Origin of the sequence: Gemmiger qucibialis, assembly GCF_027689445.1 — a bacterium.
In the GTDB taxonomy this organism is placed as follows: domain Bacteria; phylum Bacillota; class Clostridia; order Oscillospirales; family Ruminococcaceae; genus Gemmiger; species Gemmiger qucibialis.
This window is the reverse complement of the sequence record NZ_JAQFEN010000001.1, coordinates 622,274-635,054: the sequence shown is the minus strand read 5'-3', so window position 1 is coordinate 635,054 and position 12,781 is coordinate 622,274. Positions and strand designations below refer to the sequence as shown.

The window sequence follows — 12,781 nt, the reverse complement described above, 5'->3', positions numbered from 1 at the left end:
AAAAGGCTGTGCCTGTTATTTTATGCGTGGTTACAGGTCGTCCTGGTCCTGGGTCGGCATTTCGTCCGCCTGGTCGGGAACGCCGGTCCAACTGCCAAGCGGGTCGTTGTGGCTGGCAAGGTTTTCGTCGTCAATGGTCTGCCGGTCCTGGTGGGCATCGGCAGGGGTATAAGGTTCCTGGGCGCTGCGAAGCACCGGGTTGACAATGCCGGGCTCCGGCAAAAAGTCGCTGTTCCGCGTTAGGTCGGTCCAAAATTCGGGGTCTTCACTTTCCGCGCCGCGTGGGCCGTAAGGGCGATGAAGCATGGGCAAACACTCCTTTGTTTTGCGTTGGGTTTAAGCTGCGTTCCGGCGGCCTAAACTGTAATTACAGTATGCGGCAAAGGAGTATGTTTTATGCGGATACGGTTATTTTTCAGCGCGTTGGCGCTTACCCTGCTGCTGTTGCTGCCCATGATTGGGCTGGTGGAGTATTTTGCCATGCAGCGCCAGATGCAGGAGCGCGTGCGCCGCGCCAATGCGGCGGGCACGGCAGTGCAGGTAGACCCGGCGTCCCGCTATATGGGCAGCCTGTTGTTGGCGGTGCAGAAAGAGGAACCCGAATTTATCCTGCTGCGCATGGATGCCCCTGCCGCCACGCTGACTCTGTGCGGCTTGCCCGGCAACATGCAGCTTGCCGCCCCCAGCGGCACCACAACGCTGGCCGCAGCTTATCTGGCGGCTGGCCCGGCACGGGCAGCTCAGCTGCTGGGGGATACCCTTGGTACCGCCCCACAACACTACCTTGCGGCCACGCCCAGCTGCTATGCCAGCTTTTGGGAGCAGGGCACCACCGTGCGGCTGGATATGGCCGCGTTGCAGGAGGATACAGACCCCCACCAGAACTTTGTGGCAGAAATCGAGGCTGCCACTGCCGAAACCGCTCTGCGTGATTTGGGGGCAGGGCAGACTGATGCCGGAGCAGCCCGGCTGTTGGCAGCTTACACCGCGGCCTTATTCCGCCAAAACCCCCAGCAGCTTGCCGCCCTGCCAGGCCAGGCACGGCAGGCCAGTGCCCGCATTTTAACGGATTTTCAGGCGCAGGACTGGAACACGCTGGAAAGTGTATTCAACTATTTCAGCACCGTCCCCGCGCTGGTAGTGGAAACCGCCCTGCCCAGCTTCACCAGCCGCCCCGAAGGGGAGCTTGCCCTGACAGAAAACGGGCAGCAGACGGTGCAGGAGGTGCTGAGGATGGGGGCAGGGGAATAACGCCGCAAATTGCCCGGTAGGGCGGGGTCACCTGACCCCGCCGTAGCTTGGCTGTATTGCCCGTGCAAAATTTATGATGTGCGAATAAATATTTGTAGGGGTCGGCGTCCCCGGACGGGCCTACATTGTATCGTGCCTATTAAATGATGGAGTGTGACATTTGCCGCCATGCCCGGCCCAACGCGGCCGCCGCGGCGGGAATGTCCTCCGCCTGCAGGCCGGAATAGCCCGCCACCACAGTATCGGGGCGGCAATGAGCGGCATCCTGCATATAATATTCGCTCAAGCCTTTCAGCCGCACCCCTTGTTTGGCCGCGGCCTGCACCATGGCCTGTTCGCCGCCCGCGCCCGGTAATGTGAGCAAAAAATGCAGACCGGAGTGTGCCCCCGCCAGCGTCAAATCCGGGTCCAGCCCGGCGTGCAGGGCGGCGGCAAAGGCTTCCATCCGGCGCTTGTAGGTCAGGCGCATCCGGGCAATATGGCGGGCAAAATAACCGTTGGCCATGAACTCACACAGTGTTTGCTGCTCATATCGGCTGACGGTGTTGGCGTACATGGAAAAATCGCTCTGGTAGCGTTCCAGTAGCCCCTGCGGCAGCACCATGCAGGCAATGCGCATGCCGGGGGCAAGGCTTTTGGAAAAGGTGGTCAGGTACACCACCGGCCCGTTGGCGCCGGACATGCCCTGTAAGCTGGGCAGTGGGCGGGTGGCAAAGCGGAACTCTGAGTCATAGTCGTCTTCTAGGATAAAGCGCCCCGGTTTGGCGGCGGCCCAGGCTAACAGCTGCGCGCGCCGGGGGGCCGGCATGGTAACGCCGGTGGGAAAGTGGTGGCTGGGGGTAACATAGCACAGGTTGGCTCCGCTTTGCTCTAGCGCGCGGATCGGCAGACCGCTTTCGTCAATTTCCACTGGTACGCAGGGGATGCCGTTGTTTTCCAGTACGGCGCGGGTGCGGCTGTAGCCGGGGTTTTCCACCGCGGCGGTGCTGCCCGCAAACAGGTGTGCCAGGCAGCCCAGCAGGTACTCCACCCCGGCCCCGACCACGACCTGATCCGCTGTGCAGTCCACGCCGCGGTATTCGCCAAGGTAGGCGGCAATCTGGGCGCGCAGGTTTTCATCCCCCTGCATATCACCCCGCTGCAGCAGCTCCGGCCGCTGGTACATCAGTTCCTTTTGGATGCGCCCCCAGCTGCGGGCAGGAAAGAGGGAAGTATCTATACTGCCGGTTGACAAATCGTATAAAATATCGTCTTGATTGCTGACTGTATTTTTTGGCGTGGCTTTTGGGGCGGGAACCACGCTGTGCTGCGGGCGGGTGTGCAGCATGCCGCCGGTTTCCTGAACAAAAAAGCCGCTGCGGGGCCGGGTGACAGCCAGCCCTTCCGCCGCAAGCATCTGGTAGGCAGTATCCACTGTGTTGGTGCTGATGCCAAGCTGGGCCGCCATGGTGCGCCGCCCCGGCAAAGCCTTGCCTGGCTGCAAGGCACCGGAGCGGATATCCTGCGCAAGTGCGTTATAGAGCTGCTCATACAGCGGCATTTTTTTTTCAGGATGCAGTTCAATCATGACGGTTCCCCCTTACGTTTTATAATCTGGCACCATAAAAAATAAATTTACTGGCTATTTATATCATGCCAGATAAGACTATAATAGAGCATATCCCAAGCGGTTTCCTTTGTCAAGTAAATAGACTACAAAGGAACGGGGAAAATAGCAAAATGAGGGGAAGTATCATCCATGTCTACTGCTGTTATGTGGCTCCTGCTGTTCGTTGTTGTGGCGCTCGGTATCCTGATCGCTGCACTCAGCAAAACCAAATTCACCACCCAAAAAATTGCAACCATCGGTATTATGGCTGCGCTCAGCTTTGTTGCGTATGAGTTTTTCCGCATTCCCAACGTGTTGGGCACCGGTTCTTCTTTCCACCTGGGCAACACCTTTACCGCACTGACCGCCCTGATGCTGGACGGCGTTTCCGGTGGCCTGGCTGGTGCCATCGGCCTTGCTTTGGCCGATATCATGGCCGGTGATCCGGGCTATGCCATCACCACCTTTATCCTTAAATTCATCATCGGCATTGTCTGCGGCGTGTTTGCTCACAAGGTGTTCAAGCTGCAGGATCTCAGCGCAGCGGACGGCGTTAAGTATTACGTTGCCGTTATCGGCTCTGCATTCAGTGGCCTGCTGGTCAATGTGTTCACCGACCCGTTCCTGGGCTACTTCCGTAACCGCTATATCTTTGGTCAAGAGGCTGACCTGGCTTCCACCGTGGCTAAGATCACCAGCGGCGTTACCCTGATCAACTCTCTGCTGTCCACCGTGTGCGCTGTGGTGCTGTTCCTGGCGCTGGTGCCCGCTCTGCGCAAAGCAAACCTGCTGCCCGCAGCCGATAAACCAGAATAAACGCAACCATGGAAAATAAGCGATAAAATATATTACCTGAATGGCACCTGCCGCAAATGGCAGGTGCCATTTTTGTGCAAAATATGAAAAAAACGGAAACCACTGGTGCTGAAGCGCAAAATGGTGTAAAATAGAACCTATGTATTGAGGTCAGAAAATACAAGGGCAATACCGCATAATTCTAAGTGCCGATACGGCGAGCGAGGTGCGGCAGATGCTAAGCCAAAAGCGCAGATAATACTGGATGTCTTATCGAGCATTTTGGCAACGCAGATGCCGTGCCGCAGCCGCCGGAGCGGTGCTTAAGCCGTAAGGCGGGAATTGTGCGGTGTTGCCACAAGGGCATTACACCCCTGATAGATACCAGGCAACCCTGCCAGGAACGGAAAGGAAATATCATGGCAAAACAAACGACCCGTGCCGGGATGGATGTAAAAGAAAAAATGTATCTGGTGTTGGTGCTGTGCTTTGCAGCGGTGCTCATCACCGTGGGGGCAGCGTTCTTTATTGTGCGCGGCTTGGGCAGCACCACACGGCAGAATGATAACACAGCGGATTCCGCCGCCACCCAGGAACCCCTTGTGGCGGACAGTAGCTATGATAAAAACCAGAATACGATCGATACCAACAAGTACAGCTCCACCATTCTGGAAGAAAGCGCCGATGCGGGCCAGAGCTATGTGGACGAAACACTCTTCCTTGGCGATTCCAACACCGCCCGCATGTACCGCATTTTCAATTATTGCAGTTATGATAATGCCATTGGCTCGGTGGGTATGTCCGGCAAATCCCTGGCAACGTATGCCTGCGTGCAGTTCCAGGGCTACAGCGGCTACAAGACGATGCCGGAAGCGGTTGCCCTGATGCAGCCCCGCCGCGTGATTCTGACCTTTGGCACCAACGATTTAAGCTCCAGCTACAGCGCTTCCAGCTTTGCCAGCGATTACGCCAAGGGCATCAAGGCTGTGCAGGATGCTTACCCCAGTGTGGATATCATTGTGAACGCTATTCCGCCGCTGGGCCAGCAGCATTCCAACCAGAACCTGACCCAGACCCAGGTAGATGAATACAACAAAGCCCTGGTGCAGATGTGCCAGGATAACGGCTGGAAGTTCCTGAACAGCGCCGAGGTGCTGAAGGACAGCTCCACTGGCTATGCCAAAAGCGGCTATGTGCTGAGCAGTGATGGTATCCACCTGACCGAGCAGGCCATGGATGCGCTGTTTACTTACATCCGCACCCACAGTTACATTACCGAGGATACCCGCCCGGCCCTGACCGCCGTGCCTACCCATACGGGGGATAAGGATGTTTCGGTTGGGAGCAACATTGTGTCCAGCACCACCGCTGCCATAGCGCCCGAAACCACTGAAGCTCCCGATGAAGATGCCAGCGACAGCAGTTCTTCCAATGGACCCGACTGGGCAGACGGCACCAGCGGCAGCTATGCCACCGCGACCCCGGACCCGGAATACACCTATTGGAGTGAGATCATCGCCCCCACCTGCACGGAGCAGGGCTACACCTACTACCACTGCAATGAGGATTCCAGCAAGGATTATAAGAGCGAGTATGTGAATGCCCTGGGGCATGACTTCCAGAACGGCTACTGCACCCGCTGCGGCGCACAGGACCCCAATGCTGCAACGCAGGAACCGACCCAGGAACCGACCCAGGAACCCACCGCAACGGAAGCTCCGGCCCCTGATGCGCCTGCAGATTCCGGCACCAGCGGATCGGGAGATACCCCCGACTGGGCATCCGAAAACAGCGATAGCACCCCCGAAGCATAATGCCGGAAAAACAAAGGCAATACCGCATAATTCTAAGTGCCGATACGGCGAGCGAGGTGCGGCAGATGCCGTGCCGCAGCCGCCGGAGCGGTGCTTAAGCCGCAAGGCGGGAATTGTGCGGTGTTGCCCAAAAGAACAGGAAATAACAAGAGCGCACGTACCTGTAATGATAGCAGGTACGTGCGCTTTCTCTTTATCATGTGCCTTAATGGGAAAGATATTCGCTGCTGAGCTTTTCCAGCGTGGCGCTGTCAATATACTGGTTAATGACCTGGTTCAGCCCTTCCCAAAAGCCCAGGGTCTCGCACTGGGCGCGGTGGGGGCAGCTTTCTGCGGAAGTGGCAAGGCAGGGAACGGGGACAATCTCGCCCTCCACCGCGCGCAGGATATCGCCCGCAGTGATCTGGGCGGCAGGGCGGCTGAGCCGGTAGCCGCCCTGGCTGCCGCGGCCGCTTTCTACAAGGCCGGCTTTGCTTAACGGGGCAACGATCTGCTCCAGATATTTTACGCTGATGCCCTGATTATCGCTGACTGCTTTAAGGGGCAGATACTCCCCCGGGGTGGCGCTGGCCAGTTCCACCATCAAAAGCAGTGCATAGCGGTCCTTGGTTGAAAACTTCACGGTGTTAATGCCTCCTGATGTCTGATGCCTTTATCATAGCAGATTTTTGCCCGTGCGGCAAGCCTTTGGCGCTGCCAGGCGGGGCGGGCCGCGGCGATTTTCTGACATATTGCAGATTTTACACTCTATAAACCTGCTAAACTTATAGGAAAATGCTGAAATGTACAAATACGCTTGACAACCGCGCCAAATGGGGCTATACTTGCGCCATAGCGAAAAACAAATGTGCCGCACCACAAAGGTGCTGGTTCAGCAGGGAAAGGAAGTGCTGTCAGAATGAAAACCACAGAACGCCGTGATGGTATGATGATGTGCATGTGCAGTTTGCTCCGGCAGCCTGTACCTGTTTTCCCTGCGCGCATTTAACAGCAGGGGTGCAGCGGCGGCGTGCCGGGAACGGTACGCCGCCGCTTTTGCTTTATATAAGGCAACACCGCACAATTCCCGCCTTACGGCTTAAGCACCGCTTCGGCGGCTGCGGCACGGCATCTGCGTTGCCAAAATGCTCGATAATACACAAAGTATTATCTGCGCTTTTGGCTTAGCATCTGCCGCACCTCGCTCGCCGTATCGGCACTTAGAATTATGCGGCATTGCCATAAATATTTTATCCCCGCGTTTATCTGGATAGAAAGGGTGGGTTACCAATGAAATACAGTCCCCGCTGTAAGCAGCCCGGTGTGCGAATGTGTTGCGCTGTTTGAGGGAACACCACAACATAACTTAAAACAAACACAAACCGGAAAAATAACCGTAACAAAAAGGAGATAACAACCATGAAAAAGCTGATTTCTACTGTTCTGGCCGCAGCCCTTACACTCAGCCTGGCCGCTTGCGGTTCTACTGCCGCTTCTTCCACCTCTGAGGCCGCTTCCGGCAGCGAAGCCGCCAGCACTGCTTCCAGCGAAACTGCATCGGATGCCTCCGATGCCGTCGATTTTACCGGTGATGGCTATGATGCTGCCGTTGACTATGCTTCACTGGCTGGCACCACCATCAAGGTGGCTGCTTCCCCCGTGCCGCATGCCGAGATTCTGAAAGTGGCTGGCGATATCCTGGCAAAGGCAGATATCACCCTGGATGTGGTTGAATATACCGACTATGTGCAGCCCAACCTGGTAACCGAGTCTGGCGAAGTGGATGCCAACTACTTCCAGCACGGCCCCTACCTGGAGGACTTTAACAAGGAGAACAACACCCACCTGGTAAGCGTTGCTGCCATCCATTACGAGCCGCTTGGCCTGTACCCGGGCAAGACCAAGAGCCTGAACGACCTGGCTGACGGTGCCAAGATTGCAGTTCCCAACGATACTACCAACGAAGCCCGTGCCCTGCAGCTGCTGGCTACCCAGGGCATCATTACCCTGAAAGAGGATGCTGGCCTGGCCGCCACCAAGAACGATGTTGTGGATAACCCCCACAACATTGAGCTGGTAGAGATGGAAGCTGCCCAGCTGCCCCGTACCCTGTCCGACGTTGACTTTGCTGTTATCAACGGCAACTATGCTGCCACGGCTGGCTTCTCTGCCAGCAAGGACGCCCTGGCCGTTGAGGATGAAACCTCTGAAGCTGCCCAGACCTACACCAACCTGCTGGTTGTAGAAGAAGGCAACGAGAACGAGCCCGCCATCAAGGCACTGGTTGCTGCCCTGACCAGCCAGACCGTGAAGGATTACATCGATTCCACCTATGACGGTGCGGTGGTTGCCGTTTTCTAAGGCAACACCGCACAATTCCCGCCTGACGGCTTAAGCACCGCTCCGGCGGCTGCGGCACGGCATCTGCGTTGCCAAAATGCTCGATAATACACAAAGTATTATCTGCGCTTTTGGCTTAGCATCTGCCGCACCTCGCTCGCCGTATCGGCACTTAGAATTATGCGGTATTGCCCTAAATAAAAAGTAAACTCTCATTATCCCCTGTGCCCACCTCTGGACACAGGGAATTTTGGGATTAAGGAGCCAGAAATTATGATCCAGATCCAACACCTGACAAAGCGGTTTGCCGCAGCGGGCGCAACGGTGGTTGCCCTGAACGACATCAACCTGGAAATTCAGGACGGCGATATTTACGGTATTATCGGCATGTCCGGCGCAGGCAAGTCCACGCTGGTGCGGTGCATCAATATGCTGGAACGCCCGGACGAGGGCAAGGTGATCGTGAACGGCCGCGAAATGATGCAGCTGAGCCCCGCAGAGCTGCGCAATGCCCGGCGGGAGATCACGATGATCTTCCAGCAGTTCAACCTGCTGATGCAGCGCACCTGCCTGAAGAACATCTGCTTCCCCATGGAACTGGCCGGTGTGCCCAAAGAGAAAGCCACAGCCCGCGCCAGGGAGCTGCTGGAGCTGGTTGGCCTGCCGGACAAGGCGGACGCTTACCCGGCGCAGCTTTCCGGCGGGCAAAAGCAGCGCATTGCCATTGCGCGTGCCCTGGCCACCAACCCCAAGGTGTTGCTGTGTGACGAAGCCACCAGTGCCCTGGACCCCAACACCACCCACGCCATTTTGCAGCTGATTCAGAAGATCAACCGCGAAATGGGCATTACGGTGGTTATCATTACCCACCAGATGAGCGTGGTGGAGGATGTGTGCAGCCACGTTGCCATTTTGGATAACGGCACCGTGGTAGAGCAGGGCAGTGTGCGGGATATCTTCTCGAACCCGCATTCCGACGCTGCCAAGCGGCTGGTGTTCCCGGCGGGCACGCCGGAGCGCGAGCTGCTGCCCGGCCGCAAAATGGTGCGTGTTGCCTTTAACGGCACCCAGACGACCGATAAGCCGCTGGTAGCCAGCCTTGCCATTGAGTGCGGGGCGCTGGTTTCGATTGTGGCAGCGGACACCCGCGTGGTAAACGGCCAGACGCTGGGCAGCATGCTGCTGGCCCTGCCGGAAGGCGAAGGCGCTGCCAAGGCGCTGGATTACATCAAGAATTATCCCGGCATTACCTACGAGGAGGTGGGCAGCAATGGCTGAATTTTTTGCATCGAAGGACTGGCAGACTTTTTTGGATGTTCTGCCTTCCATCCCGGCAGAAACCTGGGACACTTTTTACTCTACCGTGGTGGCCACCCTGTTTGCACTGGTCATCGGCCTGCCGCTTGGTGTGCTGCTGGTAACGGGTGAGCCCGGTGGTGTGCGCCCGCTGCCCCGCTGGGTCATGCGGCTGCTGAACGGCGTAATCAACCTGCTGCGCAGTGTGCCGTTCTTGATCTTGATGATCATTGTCATTCCGCTGTCCCGCTTGATCGTGGGCACTTCTATTGGCACGGTGGCATCCATTGTGCCGCTGGTCATTGCATCCTTCCCGTTTGTGTCCCGTCTGGTGGAAACCAGCATCCGTGAGGTGGATTCCGGCGTGGTGGAAGCAGCCCAGAGCATGGGGGCAACCCCGCTGCAGATCATCACCAAGGTGCTGATCCCCGAAAGCATGCCCAGCCTGATTGCCAACGCAACCATTGCTGCCACAACCATTCTGGGCTATGGCGCTATGGCAGGTGTGATCGGCGGCGGCGGCCTGGGCAAGGTTGCCATCAACTATGGCTACTACCGCTATAACCTGGTGCTGGAAATTTTTGCAACTGCGCTGCTGGTTGTGCTGGTACAGGTGCTGCAAAGCATTGGCACCCGCCTGGCCACCAGGTGCGACAAGCGCGTGCAGAAAACCAAAGGCTAAAATAAAACGATAAAAAGCGAAACGGCTGGCCGTACAGACAAAATCACCTGCACGGCCAGCCGCTTTTTGTGTGCTTTTGGGCTTATTGGCATCGCTTTTGCTTATTCAAAATTTGTTCACCAAATCTTACCAAATCGTTCAGAACTCCTTAACGAGGTTTCCATAATCTGCCCGTATAATAACAGTGTACTCGAAAGAGAGAAACAAAAACGTAAACGACGTTTTAAAACATCCACTGCGTCCTTCGCCATGCCAGACGCCCGCAGCAATCGCAGCGGCCGCCGACGAAGGCCAGACAACCAACAATGCCGGGCAACCGGCTTTACATACATTTCTCCTCCTTCTCCTTCCTTTCCAATTTGTTACGAAAAAAACATGCGCCCTTTGCAGCGGCCAAGGCTTCGCAGCCTGCCCAACGCAAAGGGCGCATCGTTTATTATTTCAGAATATACTTTATCATCACAGACTGGCAATATCCGCCAACAGGGCATCTACGTCCTCGTCACGGGTGGCCCAGCTGGTGCAGAACCGCACGGCAGTGTGCTCGGCGTCCGGCTTGGCGGTCAGGGTCATGGCGTACTTCTCGCTCAGGGCATTGTACCAGCTGTTGGGCAGGATGGGGAACTGCTGGTTGGTGGGGGAATCAAACAGCATGGCGCAGCCCTTTGCTTCAAACGCAGCGCGGATGCGCATGGCCTGGCGGTCTGCCTTAGCGGCCATAGTGTAATAGGGGCTGGAACCGGTGCCGTCCTCGCCGTTCAGCAGGGCAAGGAATTGCAGCCCCAGCAGGCGGCCCTTGGCCAGCATGGCGCCGTGCTGCTTGATGGCGTAGCGGAAATCCTGGTCCAGATCGGGGTTATTGATGACAACAGCTTCGCCAAACAGCGCACCGCACTTGGTTCCACCCAGGTAGAACACATCGCACAGGTTGGCGTAATCCTGCAGGTTCAGGTCATTGGCTTCGCTGGCAAGGCCGTAAGCCATGCGGGCACCATCCACAAACAGGTACAGGCCGCAGTCATAGCAGGTGGCGGAAAGGTCGGTCAGCTCCTCCTTGGTGTACAGGGTGCCGTCCTCAGTGGGGTTGGAGATATACACCATGCCGGGCTGGGCAATGTGCTCGTGGCTGGCATCGGCCCAGTGAGCGTCGTAAGCATCCCTCACCTGCTGGGCGGTAATTTTGCCCTGCACGCTGGGCAGGGCAAGGCACTTGTGGCCGGTGGCTTCCACCGCGCCGGTTTCATGTACATTGATATGCCCGCTGTCGGCACACAGCACGCCCTGCCAGGGTTTTAACAGGGCATCCACCACGGTAAAGTTGGCCTGGGTGGCACCCACAAAAAAGTGGACTCCGGCATCCGGGGCATCGCACAGTTTACGGATCAGGCCGCGGGCCTGATCGCAGTAATCGTCCATGCCGTAACCGGGGGTCTGTTCCAGATTGGTCTTTTGCAGCAGGTCCAGCACCGGCTGGGCGGCACCCTCGCCATAATCACATTCAAAGCGGATCATAAGATCGCTCCTTTCCGTTTTAACCGTTCGCTGCGGGCAGAGTACCCGACAGCATACTTATCCATTATAAAGTCTGTACCGTTTTTTGTAAAGGCAATACCGCATCATTCTAAGTGCCGATACGGCGAGCGAGGTGCGGCAGCTGCTAAGCCAAAAGCGCAGATAATACTGGATGTCTTATCGAGCATTTTGGCAACGCAGATGCCGTGCCGCAGCCGCCGGAGCGGTGCTTAAGCCGTCAGGCGGGAATTGTGCGGTGTTGCCTAAAGAAAGCACTGTGCAGAAAAGCCGCAGCAGCGGCGTACAGGGAGCAAAACAAAAAATCCGGACGCTTTTTGGCAAGCGCCCGGATTTTCAACAAGTTCAGCGGTTATCGTGGATAACTTTGCCCTTTTGCACCACGGCAAGGATGTTCAGGTCATCATCGGCCAGAACCACGTTGCCATAGCGCCCGGCGGCCAAAGAGCCATAATCAGCATCAACGCCAATGCTCCGGGCCGGGTTTTCGGTCGCGGCGCGCACCGCACTTTCCAGCGGAACGCCCATCTCGCACACAGCACGGCGCATGCAGTCATACAGGCAGGTAGCGCTGCCGGCGATGGTATCGGGGTGCTCGGTCAGGGTGGCGCGGGGGCCGCGCACCGTAACGGCCTGGCCGCCCAGGCTATAAGCGCCGTCCGGCAGCCCGCAGGCCATCATGCTGTCCGCAATCAGGATCACATGGTCATCCCCGAAGGTGTTAAAGGTAAAGCGCACCACGGCGGGGTGAATGTGAACATTATCGGTAATCAGCTCCACATCGGCACCGTCTTCCAGCGCGGCAATAATGGGGCCGGGGGCGCGGTGGGTGATGCCGGGCATGGCGTTATACAGGTGGGTCATGTGGCTGGCACCGGCGGCAAACGCAGCCTTGGCGGTATCATAATCCGTGCAGGTGTGGGCAATCGAGATGCACACCTCGTTGTGGCAGTCACGGATAAAATCCAGATTGCCGGGTTCTTCCGGGGCAACGTCCACCAGCTTGATCAACCCGCCGCTGCGTGCCTGCAGCCGGCGGAACATGGCGGCATCGGCCCCCTGCACATACTTGGGGTTCTGTGCGCCGATCTTTTTGGGGCTGATGTAGGGGCCTTCCATGTTGATGCCGACCAGGTCAGCACCCTGGCCGTTCTTGTGGGCGGCGGCCACATCCATAATGCCGTTCAAAATCTCCTCGCTGAACGTCATGGTGGCGGGGCAGATGGCCAACACGCCTTTGCTAGCCTCAAAATCGGCAATGGCCTGCAAACCGGCTTCATCGGCATCGCAGAAATCATGCCCGACAGCACCGTGGAAATGAATATCCACCAAACCGGGCAGAGCATAGGCACCGTTGGCATCCAGAACTTCTTCGCCCTCCAGCGGGGGCGCACCAAAGGCAATGCGGCCATCCCGGATGGTCAGATCCCCTGTTTTGAAGGTATGTTCCGGCGTATAAATTCTTGCATTTTTGATAATCATTGAGAAATTCCCTCTTATCAGTTA

Annotated in this window: 11 protein-coding genes; 6 read left to right on the top strand and 5 right to left on the bottom strand. The window is 57.2% G+C overall.

Translation table 11 applies throughout. From position 1 onward, the window contains the following. Positions 1–30: 30 nt before the first annotated feature. Entirely contained in the window at positions 31–306 is a 276-nt protein-coding gene (locus tag PG062_RS02890; protein WP_270751036.1) for a hypothetical protein, read from the bottom strand. A gap of 90 nt (positions 307–396) precedes the next feature. Between PG062_RS02890 and PG062_RS02885 the strand changes: the two genes are divergently transcribed. Next, positions 397–1,251, top strand: a complete 855-nt coding sequence (locus tag PG062_RS02885; RefSeq protein WP_270751035.1) for a hypothetical protein — start codon at positions 397–399, stop codon at positions 1,249–1,251. A gap of 139 nt (positions 1,252–1,390) precedes the next feature. Here PG062_RS02885 and pdxR read toward each other — a convergent pair whose 3' ends face one another. Beyond that, on the bottom strand, positions 1,391–2,818 hold the full coding sequence (gene pdxR, locus PG062_RS02880; RefSeq protein WP_114001155.1) for a MocR-like pyridoxine biosynthesis transcription factor PdxR: 1,428 nt from the start codon (positions 2,816–2,818) through the stop codon (positions 1,391–1,393). 171 nt (positions 2,819–2,989) lie between these two features. Between pdxR and PG062_RS02875 the strand changes: the two genes are divergently transcribed. Both PG062_RS02875 and PG062_RS02870 read left to right on the top strand, forming a co-directional pair. Further along, a complete protein-coding gene (locus PG062_RS02875; protein WP_242979619.1) occupies positions 2,990–3,655 on the top strand; it encodes an ECF transporter S component in 666 nt (221 codons plus the stop codon). A gap of 398 nt (positions 3,656–4,053) precedes the next feature. Further along, complete coding sequence (locus PG062_RS02870) at positions 4,054–5,448, top strand: SGNH/GDSL hydrolase family protein (protein ID WP_270751033.1); 1,395 nt, start codon at positions 4,054–4,056, stop codon at positions 5,446–5,448. Positions 5,449–5,653: 205 nt separating this feature from the next. Here the strand turns inward: PG062_RS02870 and PG062_RS02865 are convergent, their stop codons facing one another. Next, positions 5,654–6,070, bottom strand: a complete 417-nt coding sequence (locus PG062_RS02865) for an RrF2 family transcriptional regulator (protein WP_114001283.1) — start codon at positions 6,068–6,070, stop codon at positions 5,654–5,656. Between the two features lie 776 nt (positions 6,071–6,846). On the opposite strand from PG062_RS02865, the gene PG062_RS02860 reads away from it, so the two are divergent. The 3 genes from PG062_RS02860 to PG062_RS02850 all read left to right on the top strand — a co-directional run bounded on the left by PG062_RS02860 (position 6,847) and on the right by PG062_RS02850 (position 9,745). Further along, a complete protein-coding gene (locus PG062_RS02860; protein WP_270751031.1) occupies positions 6,847–7,788 on the top strand; it encodes a MetQ/NlpA family ABC transporter substrate-binding protein in 942 nt (313 codons plus the stop codon). Between the two features lie 252 nt (positions 7,789–8,040). Continuing rightward, positions 8,041–9,045, top strand: a complete 1,005-nt coding sequence (locus PG062_RS02855) for a methionine ABC transporter ATP-binding protein (RefSeq protein WP_270751030.1) — start codon at positions 8,041–8,043, stop codon at positions 9,043–9,045. Further along, positions 9,038–9,745: a methionine ABC transporter permease gene (locus PG062_RS02850; protein ID WP_270751029.1), complete on the top strand. Its 708-nt coding sequence runs from the start codon at positions 9,038–9,040 to the stop codon at positions 9,743–9,745. The genes PG062_RS02855 and PG062_RS02850 overlap by 8 nt, the downstream gene beginning before the upstream one ends. A gap of 459 nt (positions 9,746–10,204) precedes the next feature. Here the strand turns inward: PG062_RS02850 and PG062_RS02845 are convergent, their stop codons facing one another. Beyond that, the gene (locus PG062_RS02845) at positions 10,205–11,257 is read right to left on the bottom strand and encodes a threonine aldolase family protein (protein ID WP_114000757.1); all 1,053 of its coding nucleotides are present in this window, start codon (positions 11,255–11,257) and stop codon (positions 10,205–10,207) included. A gap of 363 nt (positions 11,258–11,620) precedes the next feature. Continuing rightward, positions 11,621–12,757 carry an N-acetylglucosamine-6-phosphate deacetylase gene (gene nagA / locus PG062_RS02840; RefSeq protein WP_270751028.1) on the bottom strand — a complete coding sequence of 379 codons (1,137 nt, stop codon included), beginning with the start codon at positions 12,755–12,757 and terminating at the stop codon, positions 11,621–11,623. Positions 12,758–12,781: the final 24 nt, after the last annotated feature.